Below are 18,325 nucleotides of genomic sequence, written 5' to 3'. Positions count from 1 at the left end.
TGTCTTATTGTACGAGAAATTAAGTGATTGGGATTCTGAGTCGACATTTAGTACTTTAATACAGAAGGTTTTTATAGAAACAGCCAAATTTTTGTGTAAATCGACTTAAATAATAATAATATACTGTTTTTTCAGACAAAACAATAGTTTATGAATTGCGCTTATACTTAGAGGAGAGAAGTAGATGAGGGGGAGTACTCTTGAATCTAAAGCGCTTAAAAAAGACATTAGAAGAAATTAACCAATACGGGTATACAAAAAATGGCATAAATCGGTTGGCCTATACAAAAACAGAACAAAGGTCATTGCAACATCTAATTTCACTTTTTAAAAAAGAGGGCATGACAGTGAAAAAAGATGCAGCCGGTAATGTAATTGCTCGCCGTGAAGGAATGAATCCAAAACTTCCGGCAGTCGCTTGCGGGTCACATATTGATACCGTATACAATGCAGGTCATTATGATGGAACGGTTGGGGTGGTTGCAGGCCTTGAAGTCATTCGATCATTAAATGATGAAAAAATTGTGACAGAACACCCGATTGAGGTTATCGTATTTGCTTGTGAAGAGTCTGCACGTTTTGGTGTAGCTACAATTGGTAGTAAAGCAATGACAGGATTGTTTAATGGTGATGACTTTAAACAGTTGACTGATAAAGATGGGGTTTCTTTGGAAGCAGCATTTAAGGAAAGTTCACTAAATATTGAAGAAGTTAACAAGGCAGTAAGAGGATCAGAAGAAATAAAAGTGTTTTATGAACTTCATATTGAACAGGGACCTGTTTTAGAAAAGGGCAAAAAAGATATAGGAATTGTTACAGGTATAGCAGCTCCAACTAGGTATCAGATAGAAATTACAGGACAGGCATCACATTCTGGCACAACACCAATGGCACTTCGTAAGGATGCTTTTCTTGGAGCGGCAGAGATAGCGCTCGGTTTAGAACAAATTGCAATGTCAGAAGCAAATCATGGCACAGTTGCTACGACTGGAGTATGTGATGTTCTGCCCGGAGCAATGAATGTTGTTCCAAGTAAAGCCGTAATGAAAGTAGATATTAGAAGTATCTCACTAACTTCAAAAGAGAGAGTCGTTAATGAGTTTTTACAATTTATTAAACAAGTTGAAAAAGATCGTCAGCTTGAGATAAACATTACGCAATTATGTGATGAAACGCCGATCGATATGGATCTAGAAGCGGTTCAAATGTTAACAGAGGCATGTGAAGAACTAAATTATTCATATATAAAAATGCCTAGTGGAGCTGGACACGATGCAATGAATATGGCAACGCTTTATCCAACCGGGATGATTTTTGTACCGTCTGAAAATGGGTTAAGCCATAATCCTGCTGAATATACACCAATTGAACAAATTGTAATGGGAGCAACCATATTAAAAGAAGGCATTACAAAGGCAGCACGAGTAGTGAACAGGGGGGAGCAACGTGCAAGTATATAATTTAGAAGTGTTATCCAATGTGAAGGTTAGTGATAGATATTGGCATATGGTCGTTGATGCTTCAGAAATAAAAGAAGAGATTAAACCTGGCCAATTTTTTAATATTAAATGTGCTGATGAATCTTTTCCGTTTTTAAGACGTCCTTTCAGTATATACAGAATAAATAAAGTCGAGAAAACAATTGAGTTTTTATATTTGATTAAAGGATTAGGAACAGTAAGGCTTACGGACATAAAAGCTGGTGAAAAGGTCGATATTTTTGGTCCGCTTGGAGTTGGGTTTACGTTAGAACCAGAATGGGACACTATTTTATTATTAGCGAGAGGGGTAGGGATAGCAACCCTTGCTGCACTAGCGCAAGAGGCAGCCCAACAAAATGTAAAATGTGTAGCCATTCTAAGTGCTCGAAGTAATAATGACCTGTTAGCTACAGAGACATTACAAGGATTTGGAGCGGAAGTATATAAAGTTACCGAGGAAGATGGTACAAGTGATGTGGACAATGTTGAAAAAATAATTGAAGATATTTTTAAAGAACATGACATCAAGGCTGGCTTTACTTGCGGCTCTCAACGTCTCTCTAAACTAATGCAAAGAGTAACGAAGAATAAAGACATCCCAGGACAAATTGCGTTAGAAGAACATATGGGTTGTGCCATGGGAGTTTGTTATGCATGTGTTTGTGATCTACAGCATGAAGATCATGTTGAGTCTGTTCGGGTTTGTAAAGAAGGGCCTGTTTTTGATCTCAATAAGGTGGTGTTATCATGAAAAAGCCAAGCTTATCTGTTCAAATTGGAAAGTTAAATTTAACAAATCCAATTATGCCGGCATCTGGAGCATTTGGTGCTGAAATGGAGGGTTTATTTGACTTTGATAAATTAGGAGCTGTCGTTCCAAAGAGTATTACGAAGTATCCTCGTGGAGGAAATACAACCCCAAGAGTATGTGAAGTAAATGGCGGAATGATTAATTCGATAGGCATTCAGAGTAAAGGATTAGACTATTATCTTGAACATATCATTCCTGCTTACAAAGACTATGAAACTCCATTGATCGCAAGTATTTCTGCAGATTCTATCGATGAATATGCGGAGATGTCAGAGATTATAGGGAATGAGACAGGAGTATCTGGGATAGAGTTAAATATTTCATGTCCAAATTTAAAAGGTGACGGTAAGGCATTTGGAATGGATGCTGCTATCTCTCATGAACTTGTTAAAAAAGTTAAAAATGTTACCGATAAAACAATCATTGCAAAACTAACTCCTAATGTAACTAGTATCCAAGAGATTGCTCGTGCATGTGAAGAAGCAGGTGCAGATGGATTGAATGTTGCTAATACGTTACTTGCTATGGCGATTGATGTGCATACGAGACAACCGAAGATAGGAAATGTATTAGGAGGAATATCCGGTCCTGCAATTAAACCAATTATTGTTCGAATGATTTATCAAGTAAAACAAGTGTGTTCCATCCCAATAATCGGGTGTGGGGGAGTAATGAATGCTGAAGATGCGATCGAAATGATTATTGCAGGAGCGACTGCAGTTCAAGTCGGAACAGCGAGTTTCATTAAACCAATGGCAATGATTGAGATTATTAATGGAGTTGAAGCATACTTAAAAGAGTACGAAATTGAAGATATTAATGAGTTAATTGGTGATATTCATATACCTTCACAAGTTACTAACTGCAATGCATAAAAGAGTACGAATAAATAATAGAAGGGGCTGAAATAGATGAGGTGGGATCATATTATCAGGAATGGTGAAATTGTCACGCCATCAGCAACATATACGGCTAATATTTATATAAAAGATGGAAAGATTGCTGCAATTAATGAAGAAGAGCTTAATGGAGATGCTAAAGAAATTACCGATGCATCAGGTCTTCATATTTTACCTGGCTTAATTGATACACATGTACACTCACGAGATGGTGGGGCGACCTATAAAGAAGATTTTTATCATTCTACCCAAGCAGCAGCTGCAGGTGGGATTACAACAATCTTTGAAATGCCAAATACGAACCCCACTATAAATACGGTAGAAAACTTTAAAAAACAAGTGAATAATTTACAATCTAAGGCTCATGTTAATTTTGGAATTTGGGGTATTTGCTTAGGGGATTTAAATAATAAAGATCTGTTACCATTAACTGAAGCTGGTGTGATTGGATTTAAATATTTTTGGGGCTATGCTGTCAATAAAAATACATTTCAATTAGTTTATAATTACTCAGAAGATATGGTCGATGTAATTGCCCCTTGTGATGATGGCCAAGTATTTGAAATGTTTGAAGAAGTAGCTAAAACGGGTCGATCATTTGGGATACATGCCGAAAATAGTGATCTTATCAATCATCTAACGAAACAACTTGAGCAGAAGGATGCAGACGATTATAATGCTTTTCTAGCTTCAAGACCTAATCTTGCGGAAGAACTGACCATTCAAACAGGAATTGCAATGGCAAAACAAACTGGTGCAAGGCTTCATATCTTACATGTCAGTACCGCTGAAGGAGTTAAATTAATTAGAGAAGCCCAGCAAGAAGGGTATCCGATTACTGCTGAGACGTGCCCACATTATTTGTTTTTAACAAATGAAGATTATCGTGAAATTGGTCCGGTTATGAAAGTATATCCGCTTGTAAAATTTAAAAAAGATCAGGAAGCAATTTGGGAAGGAATTAATGACGGAACGATCTCTTTTGTTTGCTCTGATCATGCACCACATACTTCGGAAGAAAAAGACGGTGATTTATGGACAATACCTGCCGGGATGTGTGGAGTGGAAACACTTGCCCCACTTATGTTAAATGCTGTATCTGAAGGAAAGATAACACTGCAACAACTCGTTGCTTTACTATCAGAAAATCCAGCAAAACAATTTGATGTCTATCCGCAAAAAGGTACGATCCAAGTAGGCTCAGATGCAGATATAACGATTGTAAATTTGAATAAGAGGCATGTGATTAAAACAGAGGATTTGCATAGCAAAAGTAAAATTACCGCTTATGATGGTTTTGAAATAACTGGAATGCCAGTACAAACTATTGTAAATGGGACAACAGTAATGAAAAATGGGGATATAATTTTTAAACCACTTGGAGAACTTGTCACCCCTAAGTAAGAAAGAAATATCTAAGTTAATAATATGTAAATGAGAAGCATCTTTTAACTGTATCTTAGTTAAAAGATGCTTTTATTTATCGATTAGCCGAGAATATCATGGTATTCTCAGCTAATGCCATCAGGTATCAAGTGAGCTCTCTTTCCAAAAATCTTGTGATTTTAGTCGCGAGAGGTTCAATCGTTAAATTTTCCAAAGTTGAATACATCTTTAAATGTATCAAAGTCTAAATCTAACTTTTCACATAGCGTTTCAACTTCTTTAAAAAAGTCAAACCCTTGTTCAACCGGTTGGTCTCGATTTTCTGCATAAAAAAGTAGTAAACCGTGCAGTTCTTTAAATGCTTTTACTTTATCTATTTTGTTCATATAAACACTCCGTTCCTGTAGTATATACTTGGTGTACAAGATGCTAGTTTGAAAATGTTTAGTGCTGTAAAAAGTAACTATTTATTATATATTTATTATAGCATTAGTCAATTGACATGAAAACAACTAATCAATTCGGAAGCACTTACTAAATGAATTTTCAAAAAACGTCTTACTTCGCTTGTAATTAGTCCATCAACAGCCGTATTAGGACGGATAATATGTTTCTTGCAGAGACTTTGGCAGTTTAGAATCAGCCGGTTAAGTTAAACTAAGGAAAAATAGAAAAGAATTTGCTTTTCCTTCAAAGGATACAAGCAAATTCTATTTAGATAATGAGAACCTTTCTTTAGTTAAATTGAAATAACCCCTATTAACATTGCGATCATGAGCAAGACAATGCTGAGTCCCCACATCCAAAAGAAAGCATAGCGGATATGTTTTCCCATCTCTAGACCTGCAAGCCCTAGCGCAAGCCATAAAGCAGGTGAGAATGGACTGACAAAAGTCCCTACTATATTTCCTATAATCATTGCATAAGCTGTTGAAATAGACGGAATACCAAATGTCACTCCAATTTGATCTGCAACTGGTAGTAAAGCGAAATAATAAGCATCTGTACTTAATAAAAGGTCAAACGGAACACCAAACACACCAAGGATGATATGGATGTATGGTGCGATAAACTGTGGCAGAACTTTTACAGTATCTTCAGCAATTGAATCAAGCATTCCTGTACCGTTTAGAATTCCTAAAAAGGAACCTGCGGCTAAAATAATTGTTGCCATTGTTAATGCATTAGGTGCATGCTTACGTATTGTTTCGGTTTGAGCATCGGCTTTTTTAAAGTTGATAGGTAATGCAAGACATACCCCGATCATGAAAGCTAATCCAGCAGGTAGAATACCTATAACTAATACACTAATTACAGCAACAGTTACTAATACATTAACCCAGTATTTTTTCGTCTTTGTACTAGTCGTTTTGTGATCATCTTGTCTATCAAAGACAGTGCCATCTTCTTCAATTGTAGCGACTGCGTCTTCAATACTGCCATACTTATTAATAATTCTTCTCTTTTCTCGAATACCTAAATATACAGCTAGACCAATCATTAGAACGAGTCCGATCGCTTGAATAGGAATGAGCGGTCGCCATAATTCCGTAACATCCATATCTAAAACAGAAGCTGCTCGCCCAAGGGGACCTCCCCACGGGATCATATTCATAATACTTGCACTACCTCCAATTAATAATAGTAGCAAATAAGGACTCATTTTCATTTGACGATAAATTGGTAGTAGTGCTGGTATGGTAATTAAGAAAGTAGATGCACCTGATCCATCAAGTTGGGCGATAGCTGCAATAAAGACAGTGCCAACGCTAATGGTGATGACATTTCCGTGAGTCATTGAAATCATTTTATCGATGATAGGGTCAAATAAGCCGGCATCTTGCATAATACCGAAAAATAAAATAGCAAAAATAAACATAATAACGACATTGATGACGGAGACAATACCGTCACTGAAAAAATCTCCGATCTCGGAAATTTGGAAACCTGCGACTACAGCGCCGAGAATCGGAATGAGAACCAAGGGTATAATGGGAGTCACTTTCCCTCGAATTAATAAAAATACAATAACTAGTATTGTTCCAAATCCAATTAAACTTAACATCAGTATACCTCCATTAAAAGCAACATCTTTGAGATAGCGTTTACATTACTATTTCCAAGTTTTTATGTTAATAAATTAACACAAAAACGCATGGAGATATATATTTGATTCATAAGCTGTTTTTTGTTTTTATGTCTCATTTTGTTCATTTTGTTCATGATAAATATATTGTCTTAAAGGTCTTCCTACATTTCCATAATTCAAAACTGCTTCAGCCTTATTGACAGAAACAAGATATTCTGTATAACGTCTGACAGTCGAACGGCTCATTCCAAGAGCTTTGCTGATTTCAGTTGCTGTCATTGGTTCATATATATCGCTTGTTAAAAAGCTCGTAATTTCTTGAAGGGTGAGTGGATCAATCCCTTTAGGAAGATGATTATTCTGGTTATTATTTACAGAACCGGGAGAAAAGGATCCAAAATGAAAAATCTTGTCCACTTCGGCTTGAGTCAAATTTTGTTTAGAATGGATGAACTCATAATACTGTTTATATGTTTTAAGTGATGTCGTTAAACGAGATTTGTCTACAGGTTTAATAATATAGTCGAACGCTCCATATTGTCTGGTATTCAAAATAGTGGTTTTATCATCTGCGGCTGTAATTACAATAATATCCACTTCTGAGAAAGTCGAACGTAATGTTTTAAAAAGGTTTAATCCTTCTGTATCAGGAATATAAATATCGAGTAAGATCATCTGAGGTAATTTTTTACAATTGTTTAAGTAATGAAGTGCCTCTGTACCAGACTTTGCAACAGAACTTACATTAAAACCCGTAAAACTATCTACGATTTCCTCGTGAATCCCAGCGATCCAAAAATCATCTTCAATTATTAGTACATCTATTGTCTTTTTCACTTATTACACCTCATCTTTTGGAATTACAATAATAAAGAGAGCTCCACCAAGTGTACTATTCTCATACATTATTTCTCCGCCAACTTCATTAAGCACTTGTTTTGTTAGAGCTAACCCAGTACCTCTACCAATTGATTTTTTTGTAGAGAAACCTTGTTCAAATAATCGTTCGGCTGCTTTATTCGTTATTCCAGAGCCAGAGTCTTCAATTTCAAAGACGATATCATTTCCTGTGTCCGAAAAATAAATTGCTATCTCTTTGTGTACAGGCTGACTTAGCTTTATTGATTCAATTGCATTTTCAATAACATTTCCTAAGCTTGTTAATAGTGCAGTTTGTTTAGGGCCTTGAAGCGATCGCTCTAATTGACTATCTGCTTCAATATAGAAAGTAATCCCTAATTCATTTGCTTGATTATATTTACCTTGTAGAAGGCCGTGAATCATCGGATCTGCAACATGATTAGTTAAAAAGGTTAGTAATTGATGATGAATATCCTTTTCCTGTTGTAGAAAAGTAACTGCCTGGTCAACTTTATTTAACTGCAATAAACCTAAAATTGTATACAGTTTATTAGAAAATTCATGAGATTGGGAGCGAAGTGTATTTGTATATTGTTTAATTTGAATAAGTTCTTTTGTAATATGTTCTATTTCAGTTTTTCTTCGGAACGTTGCTACTGCTCCTACTATTTCTTTTTTTTCTTTAATTGGTGTCCGATTTACTAAGACAACATTTTCACCTATTACCATTTCAATATCAGATTCAGAGTGGTCATCTAAGTCATTAAATAAGTAATTCACATTAATTTCATGCATATTCTTATCGGTAGAGAGGATGTTTCTAGCGGCTTTATTTATCATGGTTGTTTCTCCATTTTGGTTAATTGCGATGATTCCTTCTTTTGTAGACTGAAGAATCGCCTCTTTTTGTAATAATAATTGTGAGATTTCTTCCGGCTCCATATGAAATAACAATCTTTTGATATAAGAGGAGATTAGAATTGCTCCTGCTATTCCTAGTAAAAATACCGAAGTAATGACTAGCCAGATTGTATGCTTTTCTTCATTTATAATTGTCTCTATATCTTTATTTAAAAAACCTACTGAAACAACTCCAATAATGTCACCGCTTTTATTTTTTACTGGTACCTTTCCTCGAATCGCGAGACCTAAGGATCCAGTTTGTTTTGTTACGTAAGATTCACCTTTTACTAAAGCACGTTCATTATCCCCTCCGACCATTTTTTGTCCAATTCGATCTTCCACAGGATGTGAATATCGTATACCCTCTGTGTTTCCAACAACGATGTATTCAGCATTCGTAGATTGTTGTATAGGTTGGACTATTTCCTGTATACGACTAGCGGGATCATCTAACTCAAATGCTTCGATTAATTCATCTATATTAGCGACAGATCTTGCAACATTTAATGCTCTTTTGCCAATTTGGTCTTCGATCGTTTTTGTAATAAAACTATTTAAGAATAAACCAAGAAGAAGTAAGGTACATGTTATAAGTAAGCTAATTAAAATAATCATTTTTATATTCAGATTAAAAATGTGAGTAAAGGATAATTTTTTTGTCTTTTTTCGCACAACGGGAGCTCCTTTAAAGTTAATTACTACATGATTTTATCAGATTGTTCACCCAAAATGTATATTTTGCATAGGCTATTTGGAAGCTATTTTATTATATGAGGAGGTTATTATATCAATGGTTTATTATTCGGTTCAAAACTCAGGGAATAGAAATATGCCTAGAAGAGCGTATGCAGAAATAAGGGGAAGTAATTTGGCACCGAATTTAACAGGATATGTTACGTTTACGGAAGTCCCATATGGAACAGAAGTTTCAGTGGAAGTGTCTGGATTACCCAATTATAGGCCTGCACAAGGAAATATGAGTCCCATAGGTCCGCATGGTTTTCATATTCATGAACACGGCACTTGCGAGATTGACAATCCGAATGATCCTTTTTCGGCTGCTGGGGAGCATTGGAACCCTGATAATCAACCACATGGTCATCATGCAGGTGATTTTCCTGTTTTATTTTCAAATAACGGTTACTCGAGAATGACATTTTTCACCAATCGATTTACACCTGAAAACGTAATTGGTAAAACTGTCATGATTCATGAGAATCCAGATGATTACAGAACTCAGCCTGCAGGGAACTCAGGGAAGCGAATAGGTTGTGGAGTAATTATGCCATTTCAATATTAAAGAAGGATGGGATTAGCTCGGTACACTTAATATTATCTACGTATAATATTCCTCTTGTTTTAGAAGTTGTATTCGACACTTTTACATCTTTTAAATTTTGAATGAAACGCAGAAAAAAGGACACGATAAGATTAAGAGTGTTAATGAAGGAGGAGTTACATGGATTATGTGAAGGCATTAATCATTAAATTCGTAATGTGTTTAGCTGTACTATGGATTATACTAGGCATTTTTTACAATGTAGCTTTTGGACATATATTTACATTAAGTCTTATTCTCACAGCCATTTCTTTCATATTAGGGGATCTGTATCTTTTACCGAAGTTTGAGAATTGGGGTGCTACAATATCTGACTTTTTCCTAGCGTTTGCTATCATTTGGGTGTATAGTGTTAGCTTTATTAATGAAAACTTTTCAGTTATTACAGCTGCAGCATTATCAGCGCTAGTCATTTCTGTTGGCGAAATCTTTTTCCATCGTTATGTGGATAATCATATTTTTCATAATCGACTCCACGAAGTAAATCACAATGATCAGCTCAGGTCTAAGAATCGAGATTTACAAACCGAATTTGGTGACGAAATTAAACCGCCGCCAAAGAATAAAAAATAATCAGTTAATGTTTTGGAATGGTTCAGATCAGAAACGATCTGAACCTGTTTTTTGTCAATAATTGCTCACATAATCAATAGCTGCATCAACTTCCTATATGATAAAATAAATAAAAAAGTGATCGGAGTGCAGCGATTTTGCGGAAATATGTGATAGTTGCATTACTAGTGCTAATTCTTAGTGCGTGTTCTACTGTGAGCGAGAATGAAAATATAAATGAAGAAATAAGTTCAGTAAATGATGCTAGTATGGGGGATAAGAGAGAAGAAACAAGAGATGCTCAGGTGCTCCCACCATTTTTAACACGCCATTCTGATGATATGAAAATAATTTATCAAGCTGTTGCGGAACATCAAGAGCTGCTCGAGCATGTGCCATGTTATTGTGGTTGTAATGATTCAGTGGGCCATGAACATAATTATCATTGTTTTATCCACGACAATAAAGATAATGGAGCAGTAGTTTGGGACGATCATGCGACAAGATGCCAAGTATGTCTAGATATTGCCGTTGAATCGATCATTGAATATGATAAAGGGAAGTCAATAAATGAAATCCGTGATAAAATTGACGAAAAATATGATGGAAAAGGGTATCCAGAATCAACGCCAACCGAGCGATATTCCTCTTAAATCATCGGTGCTTGTCGAATCAAATATAACGTTTTTTGACAAGTCGTGAGGGGCAAGAGTTTGGCGGAATTAACATAACTCTTACCCCTTTTCACGGTCATACAAGTTAGCGAAATTATTTAAAAACCCTTCAGCAGAAAATTGGTGGTATTTGGTCCACCCAGTTTAAACGTTTTATTTTGTATATTTTTCTGGTATTAACTCGATTATATTACACTTAATTAATTCACCTTTGTAGGGAATGATCACATCCATATCCTTTCCGTAATCACTTATTAGTTCTCGACACATACCACAAGGTGCTACTACCCAACATTTCTCTATTTTTTCATGAGGATGAGGATGGGCAACAGCTACAATGGTATCAAATTTGTGGTATCCTTCCGATATTGCCTTGCCAATAGCCATTGCTTCTCCACATACAGTTATTCTTCCAACATTTGCTTCTACGTGTACGGCTGAAAAAATGTTACCAGATACTGTCCTCACTGCTGCGCCAATATGATGTCGACCATATCGATAATTTTTTTCTATTACTTTTTCTGCTTCTTTAATTAAATCATAATCGAAATCATCTAAAGGTTTTACTTTTAGCATTACGATTCCGCCCCCTTGTTAGTTCTTTATTATTTATAGCTTCTGTTAAATCCTATATTAATAAAATAGTAAACATGATTTTGCCAAGAACTTTATAGCGCATGCATTTTATATATCATTCTATTTTATAACCACCATTTTTCTTGTGGGATAACAATCGATTGAAGGTTAAAATTTGTCTCAAACCATTCTTTCATTAATGTTTTATGGACAAGAAATTCAGAGGCAGAATGAGAAACACCGATTAACGCCATGCGAGTTTTTGAAATATATTTTCTCATTTTTGTATTTTTTCAATCCATATTCGTTATTTATATGACAGTGAATTTCGCCAGTAAGATATGCTTGAGCCCCGTTTTTCTCTGCTTCTTTCATCCAGTCAACTACATCTCCGCAACCGGCTACAATTGCTATTTTGTGAATGTTTCTGTGATTTTTTCCAGCAAAGTTTACATAAGGAATATGAAAGATCCTTTTTAATTGCATCAATGAATGTAGAGGTTTCAGTAGGAGCTATTGTTGCATACAGTATATATTCATTTGTGGACTCTAAGTTCTTATCGTTTAGCACAGTTGCATTTAATTGCTTTGCGATTGCTATATTAGTTCCTAATGTCTTATGAGAATCCATTGTTAGATGGTAAGTATAGATAGATAATTGTTTCTCTTTTATTTGCTCAATGAAGGATGACTGTATCGGAACGAACCCTTTGCCCCATTGACCTTGAGGATATCCGCATTCCATTAGCAATGGATGGTGCATAAATAATAAATCTTCTTGTGCTGCGTTTTGTATAAAAGTTTTTAATACATGATCAGTTGGAAAAACAGCTAAAAAAACTTTTTTTACTATGCTGCTTCCGCGAATCATTAGTCCATTAAATAATTCAGTAAATTCTTTTTCAAAGCTAGCTTTCCAATTATAACTCACTGTGTCATAAACTTGAGGGATGAATCGACTGAATGCAGCATCTTCACCATATTCTTCGATGCTAAATTCTTTATCTAGTGCATTCACTAATTCCTGCAAGTTGACCATTTTAAATTCCTCCTTTTGAAAAAACCACCTCTGTGAAAAGAAGTGGTTCAAATGAAAAGGGAACTTTTATATTGTTTTATTAGCAGTTTCTTTTATCGCTTTTCGTTTCTCATAAATATTTGAAACGATTGCCTTTCCGACTGCATATCCAGGCACTGCCAAAAGAATTCCTAAAAATCCGGCAAGACTACCAGCAGCAAACAATACAGTAATAATAGTTAATGGATGAATCTTTAATGTTTTACCCATAACATTTGGAGTAATTAAATTAGAATCAATTTGTTGAGCAATTAATGTTGTTAATGATACCCAGACAACCATCATAGGATCTTGAATCACTCCAATAATTAATGCAGGAATAAAAGCGATCCATGGTCCAATAAACGGAATTACATTCATAAACAAAGCAAATACTGATAATAATAAGGCGAAATTAAGATCAATAATTAAATATCCAATAAATAATAAAGTTGCTAGTATCGTACTGATTAAAATTTGTCCTCGAATATACAAGCTTAGAACTTCATCAATATCTTTTAATGTCTTTGTAAGCCAACTTTTAGTTTCACCCGAGAAAAATTGAGTTACAAAAGGTAAAAATTTCTCATGATCTTTTAACATAAAGAATAGGAAAAACGGAACTAGTACTAAAATCAGTGTACCTTGAATAATGGATTGTAAAAATTGAACGATCCATTTACCAAATTTAACAGATATTGACTGAAGCGATTCAGTTGCTGATGTAACGGTATCATTTAACCAACCAGGCAAGCTTCCTGTCTGCTGAAATAGCTGAATAATAAAATGGTTTGCTTCTTGGATAAACATTGGGGCATTTTCTATTAAATTATTTACTTGATGGGTAATAGGTGGCCCAACAATGGCGATCGCAGCCCAAATTGCTGCAATTAATAATAGTAAAATAAACGTAATACTTCCCCAGCGAGGTACTTTTCTCTTTTCTAAAAAAGTTTGAATTGGAACCGTAATATAAAATAGAACTCCACTTATTAAAATTGGTAGAAAGATAGTTTTTAAAACGATCAATATGGGGGCAAAAATCCAATTTACCTCAACGACATATTTAATGATAAATAAGGTTATTAAAATCCCTACTCCAACTTGGAACCACAATTTTTTAGTCAATCAACATCACCCTCTTTTCCTAACGAACAACATAATGGATAAAATTTCACATTAATAATAGCTATTTCTTTAACTAATATGAGCTTTTTTTGCTTGTTAAGTTTGCATATATTATACCACAAAGCTAGGAATTATAACCATAACTTAAAGTCGAACAAGCTGTCATATCATAAAATCCTCCTCATAAAATAAAGTAATAGAGATTAGGGAGAGATAAGTAGATGAAAAGGTATTGGAAGATAACATTATGGTTTTTAGGACTCATTATTTTACTATTGCTTATTAAATTTCCAATTTATAAAGGGGAACTAATGTGGAGAACAGTTCCACTTCCTTTAGCAGGAAAAATCATTGTAATTGATCCCGGTCACGGAGGGCCGGATGGAGGGGCTGTCGGTAAAGATAATACAAATGAAAAAGAGATAGCTCTTAATGTGGCAAAACAAACTCGAGATTATTTACAGCAAGCAGGAGCATTAGTTTATCTCACCCGAGAAGAAGATAAAGATTTGGCAGGCGAAGATTTTAAGGGAAGAAGGAAGTCAGAAGATATTCGCAATCGTCTCAAATTTATTCATGAGCAAGAACCGGATTTTTTTATAACGATTCATCTGAATTCACTACCATCTGGTCGGTGGTCTGGTGCTCAAACTTTTTATTATCCTAGCTTTCCTGAAAATAAACATTTGGCAACGATGATTCAAGAAGAAATTATTCGTAATTTGGAAAATACAAATCGTTTACCATTATCAATTAATCATGTTTATTTATTAAAGCATGCAGAGGTCCCAGGAGCTCTAGTGGAAATTGGATTCCTATCAAATGATGAAGAACTAGAATTGCTGAAAGATAAAAAATATCAAGACCAAATGTCAGCTAGTATTTACAAAGGAATTATTCGATATGTTACCGAAGAAATAGAAGAGAATGAATTAAAGGATGAATAAAGGACTATACAGGTATACCATATAATTCATATCACTTAGATTTCATGTGATTTATGTTATACTGAATTTAATTGATTGTACTATTTATAAGTAATAAGGGATGGTGTTTTATGTTAACAAAAGAAGAAGTAATAAAACTTCTCAACCCAGTTAAAGATCCATTTTTACATACATCGTTTGAAGAAACAGGCGGCATCGTGGATGTTACAGTCCGTGAAGAAAAAAAGCATGTCAGTGTGAAGATAGCAATTGGAAAACCAAATACTGCAGAACAAATGCAATTACAACAAGAAATTGTTTCTATTTTAAAGAGAAATGGAGCAAGAACGGTTGGTCTACGTTTTGAGCAATTACCTGATGAAGTTATCCAAAGACTCCAACCAGCTCAAGCACAAGAGGATACTTCTATACTTGGAAGAGAGAAGCAACCTCATTTTGTCGCTGTAGCAAGTGGAAAGGGTGGGGTAGGTAAATCGACTGTAACCGTAAACTTAGCAGTTTCTCTGGCACGATTAGGGAAAAAAGTCGGGATTATAGATGCAGATATTTATGGTTTCAGTATTCCTGAAATGATGGGAGTAGAAGAGCAACCTGTTGTTAGAGGTGAAAAAATAATTCCGGTAGAACGATTTGGTGTTAAATTAATTTCTATGGGCTTTTTTGTGGAAGATAATTCGCCAATCATATGGCGGGGACCAATGCTAGGAAAAATGTTGAATAATTTCTTCCGGGAAGTTGAATGGGGAGATTTGGATTATTTACTTCTCGATTTACCACCGGGTACTGGTGATATCGCAATGGATGTTCATGCATTATTGCCAAGTTGTAGCGAAGTTATCGTTACAACACCACATCCTTCAGCTGCATTTGTAGCTGCACGTGCGGGTCAGATGGCATTAAAAACAGACCATACAATCCTCGGTGTAGTTGAAAATATGTCTTATTTCCAAAGTGAGAAAACAGGTGAGAAAGAATATGTCTTTGGCAGAGGAGGGGGCGACCGCTTAGCTGAAGAACTTCGAACTAAAGTGCTCGGACGCTTATCCTTACAACAACCGTATGAGGAAGAAGATATTTTTGCGCCTGCAGTTTATCAAGAAGATCATCCCAATGGACAAGAGTATCATCGCATCGCTGCAAAAGTTGTCGCACAATTAGAAGAATAAAACAAAAAAACTCTAGATACCTTTTTTGGGATACTAGAGTTTTTTCTTTTATTGTCCACCTCCGCCTCCACCTTCACCGTCTCCGCCACCATTTCCGCCGCCTCCTTGATTACCGCCTTCTCCACCTTGTCCACCCTTATCGGACTTTTCCTGCTTCTGCATTTCTTCAGCGGCTTTTAAAAGTATATCTTGCATTTTCGCTTTGAAAGTTGGTGTGTTTAATGTTTGTTGAATTGTTTCCTCAAGATGTTCTCTAAATTGTTGGCTTTTCATTACTGTAAGAGTTTGTTTTGACATTTCGGGATCTTGTAAAAGTTCCAGCATCTGTTTTTGAAATTCAGAATCATTCATTAAACTTTTAAAAAGTTTTTTTTGCTCTTCGGCTATGGATTGGTTAAAGCTTTCAACAAAAGTTGGATCTTCAAATAATTTTTTCCACATTTCGGCTCCTTTTTCAGAAACAAGTGCCTGGGTTATGGATTCCTTTACTACATCTGATTCCATAACTAAATGTTGTTTCATTTTATCATCGGTTATTATATCTTGAAGAGCCTTCTTACCGTCCTCTGTTTGTAAAATATCAACAACCATCTTTTTTGTCTGATCATAGTCTAGATCTTGCTTTGCAGCATTATTATTGCCACAGCTTGCTAATGAAATTGTTACGGTACATATGATAGCCGTTAAGAAGAAACGAGTCATACTACTTTGCCTCCCTTATTACTTTTAATATGTAGAAACATGGTGAATAATATGCACAATAACAAGAAAAAAAACTGTGTTCATGGTAAAATGGGATATTGTATAATCCACATGGATTGGGAGGATAGATGTGAATAGTCGTAAGCTTGTAAATATGTTTTTTAAGACACTTTTGATCGGTGGTATCGTTGGATTTTTAACAAGTTTTTTTGTTAAATGGGATGAATACGTAAAGGTACTTCGTCCGTTTGACGGAATGGAACTTATCGGACTTATTTTATTCTTTATTGGAATAGCACTTGTTTTCACTGTTGTAAGTCAGACAGGCTTTTTTGCTTATTTATTTATACATCGTTTTGGCCAAGGGTTTTTTCGCTCATTTTGGCCGACCGTTCAAATACTTCTTATCTTATTTGCAGTATTTGATTTAGTATACTTCTCTTATAAAGCAGCAGAGAGTAATGTGTCTATACTCTTTTATATCGTGATGACATTAGTGATTCTCGTGTATGGAGTAATTATTGCTCGTTTGAAAGTAAAACAAACAAATAAGACTGGATTTATCCCGACCTTATTTTTAATGGTAGTTGTAACGGCTTTGGAATTATCTCTTGTTCTTAGAGCTGGGGATGTTGATTACATTCTTTTAATGCTGACCCCGGTTTTAGCGGCTAGTTCATATCAAATTTTAGTATTACATGAAGTTACGAAACGTGATGAGGAACATATACGTCGCATAGAGGAAAGAAGAAAAGCAAGAGAGTTAAAAAAGAAAAATGCTGTACAAAAAACAAATTAAGCAGAAGAAAAGCTAGCCGAATTAATCGACTAGCTTTTCTTCTGCTTTAACTCCTGAGGTTAATTCTGATATCGTAACTAATTCTAATTTTTTCTTTTTTATATTTGGGATGATTTTATTTAAGGCCTTAGCAGTCTGTTTCGCCGAATCTGATGCATGTAATAGAATAATATCACCGCTACTTGTCTCTTCCATTACAGAGTCGATTATTTTATTTGTTCCGGGATTTTCCCAATCATTAGGATTAACGCTCCAATGGATCACTTCCAACCCTTGGTCTTCCGCTAAATCAATTATTTCTTTATTGAAATGGCCACTAGGTGGGCGAATGTATTTTATATCATCAAAGCCTAATTTTTTAAATATTTGTTTAGCGTACGTTATATCTTTTTTCACTTGATCTACTTCTTGGTCCAAGTAACTTTTATATCGATATCCTAACATTCCTATTTCATGTTTATCCTCAGCAATTTTCTCCAAGATTTGCGGATGTCGTTCTGCCCATTCCCCACTGACAAAAAATGTTGCTCTTATTTTTTGTTTTTTTAGTACGTCTAAAATTTCAAATACTTTTTCTTCTCCCCAACTAATATTAAAGGTGATTGCCAACTGATCAGCGTTAACATCGCCTTTTGTCAATGCTGTATGTTGATCTTTAGAAAATACATACAGAAAACGAGTTGGTTGAATAATTATAAATAAGGCAGTTAAAAATCCTAGTAATATGATGATAAAGAGACGTTTCTTTTTTGTGAAATTAATGGTGTAAAAATGATTCATGACAAACCTCCTTAGTGCCTTTTCAATTACTGATATTCTAATATATGAAACAAGCTTAAAATTATGAATAAGCTATTAAATAAAAGGAGCATTATTAAATAAATATGTATATTCCTGTTGCAACGGTAAAAGAAGTATGGTATATTAGTTTCTGTTGTCATTTAAATCTATTTTA

General features: G+C 35.0%; 18 protein-coding genes and 1 pseudogene. 10 read left to right on the top strand and 9 right to left on the bottom strand.

The window, feature by feature from the left end:
- The first annotated feature begins 200 nt into the window (after nucleotides 1-200).
- Genes SPD48_RS19800 through allB form a run of 4 tightly spaced genes read left to right on the top strand, consistent with a single transcriptional unit; the run spans nucleotide 201 to nucleotide 4,595 of the window.
- Nucleotides 201-1,460 carry a Zn-dependent hydrolase gene (locus SPD48_RS19800; RefSeq protein ID WP_336259877.1) on the top strand — a complete coding sequence of 420 codons (1,260 nt, stop codon included), beginning with the start codon at nucleotides 201-203 and terminating at the stop codon, nucleotides 1,458-1,460.
- Complete coding sequence (locus SPD48_RS19795; RefSeq protein WP_336259876.1) at nucleotides 1,447-2,232, top strand: dihydroorotate dehydrogenase electron transfer subunit; 786 nt, start codon at nucleotides 1,447-1,449, stop codon at nucleotides 2,230-2,232. The genes SPD48_RS19800 and SPD48_RS19795 overlap by 14 nt, the downstream gene beginning before the upstream one ends.
- Nucleotides 2,229-3,167, top strand: a complete 939-nt coding sequence (locus SPD48_RS19790) for a dihydroorotate dehydrogenase (protein ID WP_336259875.1) — start codon at nucleotides 2,229-2,231, stop codon at nucleotides 3,165-3,167. Before SPD48_RS19795 ends, SPD48_RS19790 begins: the two co-directional genes overlap by 4 nt.
- Before the next feature lie 36 nt (nucleotides 3,168-3,203).
- A complete protein-coding gene (gene allB, locus SPD48_RS19785) occupies nucleotides 3,204-4,595 on the top strand; it encodes an allantoinase AllB (protein WP_336259874.1) in 1,392 nt (463 codons plus the stop codon).
- A 176-nt stretch (nucleotides 4,596-4,771) separates the two neighbouring features.
- On the opposite strand, the gene SPD48_RS19780 is transcribed toward allB, so the two are convergent.
- From SPD48_RS19780 to SPD48_RS19765, 4 genes are all read right to left on the bottom strand, one after another.
- Nucleotides 4,772-4,963: a hypothetical protein gene (locus SPD48_RS19780; RefSeq protein ID WP_336259873.1), complete on the bottom strand. Its 192-nt coding sequence runs from the start codon at nucleotides 4,961-4,963 to the stop codon at nucleotides 4,772-4,774.
- A 353-nt stretch (nucleotides 4,964-5,316) separates the two neighbouring features.
- Entirely contained in the window at nucleotides 5,317-6,642 is a 1,326-nt protein-coding gene (locus SPD48_RS19775) for a CitMHS family transporter (RefSeq protein ID WP_336259872.1), read from the bottom strand.
- A 129-nt stretch (nucleotides 6,643-6,771) separates the two neighbouring features.
- Nucleotides 6,772-7,503, bottom strand: coding sequence for a response regulator (locus SPD48_RS19770; RefSeq protein WP_336259871.1), 732 nt, complete (start codon nucleotides 7,501-7,503; stop codon nucleotides 6,772-6,774).
- Between the two features lie 3 nt (nucleotides 7,504-7,506).
- Nucleotides 7,507-9,102 carry a sensor histidine kinase gene (locus tag SPD48_RS19765; protein ID WP_336259870.1) on the bottom strand — a complete coding sequence of 532 codons (1,596 nt, stop codon included), beginning with the start codon at nucleotides 9,100-9,102 and terminating at the stop codon, nucleotides 7,507-7,509.
- 118 nt (nucleotides 9,103-9,220) lie between these two features.
- Between SPD48_RS19765 and SPD48_RS19760 the strand changes: the two genes are divergently transcribed.
- The 3 genes from SPD48_RS19760 (at nucleotide 9,221) to SPD48_RS19750 (ending at nucleotide 10,974) form a co-directional block, all read left to right on the top strand.
- Nucleotides 9,221-9,730: a superoxide dismutase family protein gene (locus tag SPD48_RS19760; protein ID WP_336259869.1), complete on the top strand. Its 510-nt coding sequence runs from the start codon at nucleotides 9,221-9,223 to the stop codon at nucleotides 9,728-9,730.
- A 159-nt stretch (nucleotides 9,731-9,889) separates the two neighbouring features.
- Nucleotides 9,890-10,342, top strand: coding sequence for a YndM family protein (locus SPD48_RS19755; RefSeq protein ID WP_336259868.1), 453 nt, complete (start codon nucleotides 9,890-9,892; stop codon nucleotides 10,340-10,342).
- Nucleotides 10,343-10,479: 137 nt separating this feature from the next.
- On the top strand, nucleotides 10,480-10,974 hold the full coding sequence (locus SPD48_RS19750; protein WP_336259867.1) for a PCYCGC motif-containing (lipo)protein: 495 nt from the start codon (nucleotides 10,480-10,482) through the stop codon (nucleotides 10,972-10,974).
- A 174-nt stretch (nucleotides 10,975-11,148) separates the two neighbouring features.
- Here SPD48_RS19750 and SPD48_RS19745 read toward each other — a convergent pair whose 3' ends face one another.
- The 3 genes and pseudogenes from SPD48_RS19745 to SPD48_RS19735 form a co-directional block, all read right to left on the bottom strand.
- Nucleotides 11,149-11,571: a cytidine deaminase gene (locus SPD48_RS19745; protein WP_336259866.1), complete on the bottom strand. Its 423-nt coding sequence runs from the start codon at nucleotides 11,569-11,571 to the stop codon at nucleotides 11,149-11,151.
- 125 nt (nucleotides 11,572-11,696) lie between these two features.
- A pseudogene (locus SPD48_RS19740) lies at nucleotides 11,697-12,610 on the bottom strand (Nif3-like dinuclear metal center hexameric protein).
- Between the two features lie 66 nt (nucleotides 12,611-12,676).
- Complete coding sequence (locus SPD48_RS19735) at nucleotides 12,677-13,756, bottom strand: AI-2E family transporter (protein ID WP_336259865.1); 1,080 nt, start codon at nucleotides 13,754-13,756, stop codon at nucleotides 12,677-12,679.
- A gap of 221 nt (nucleotides 13,757-13,977) precedes the next feature.
- Here SPD48_RS19735 and cwlD point away from each other — a divergent pair, with 221 nt between their 5' ends.
- Nucleotides 13,978-14,703: an N-acetylmuramoyl-L-alanine amidase CwlD gene (gene cwlD, locus SPD48_RS19730; protein ID WP_336259864.1), complete on the top strand. Its 726-nt coding sequence runs from the start codon at nucleotides 13,978-13,980 to the stop codon at nucleotides 14,701-14,703.
- Nucleotides 14,704-14,813: 110 nt separating this feature from the next.
- Entirely contained in the window at nucleotides 14,814-15,869 is a 1,056-nt protein-coding gene (locus tag SPD48_RS19725; protein ID WP_336259863.1) for an Mrp/NBP35 family ATP-binding protein, read from the top strand.
- 48 nt (nucleotides 15,870-15,917) lie between these two features.
- On the opposite strand, the gene gerD is transcribed toward SPD48_RS19725, so the two are convergent.
- Nucleotides 15,918-16,571, bottom strand: coding sequence for a spore germination lipoprotein GerD (gene gerD / locus SPD48_RS19720; protein ID WP_336259862.1), 654 nt, complete (start codon nucleotides 16,569-16,571; stop codon nucleotides 15,918-15,920).
- Nucleotides 16,572-16,701: 130 nt separating this feature from the next.
- Between gerD and SPD48_RS19715 the strand changes: the two genes are divergently transcribed.
- Entirely contained in the window at nucleotides 16,702-17,370 is a 669-nt protein-coding gene (locus SPD48_RS19715) for a KinB-signaling pathway activation protein (protein WP_336259861.1), read from the top strand.
- Nucleotides 17,371-17,391: 21 nt separating this feature from the next.
- On the opposite strand, the gene pdaB is transcribed toward SPD48_RS19715, so the two are convergent.
- Complete coding sequence (gene pdaB, locus SPD48_RS19710; RefSeq protein ID WP_336259860.1) at nucleotides 17,392-18,150, bottom strand: polysaccharide deacetylase family sporulation protein PdaB; 759 nt, start codon at nucleotides 18,148-18,150, stop codon at nucleotides 17,392-17,394.
- Nucleotides 18,151-18,325: the final 175 nt, after the last annotated feature.

The organism is Pseudogracilibacillus sp. SE30717A (assembly GCF_037071985.1).
In the GTDB taxonomy this organism is placed as follows: Bacteria; Bacillota; Bacilli; order Bacillales; family Amphibacillaceae; genus Pseudogracilibacillus.
Note: the sequence above shows the minus strand (reverse complement) of the source record. Positions and strands in the feature narration are given on the sequence as shown.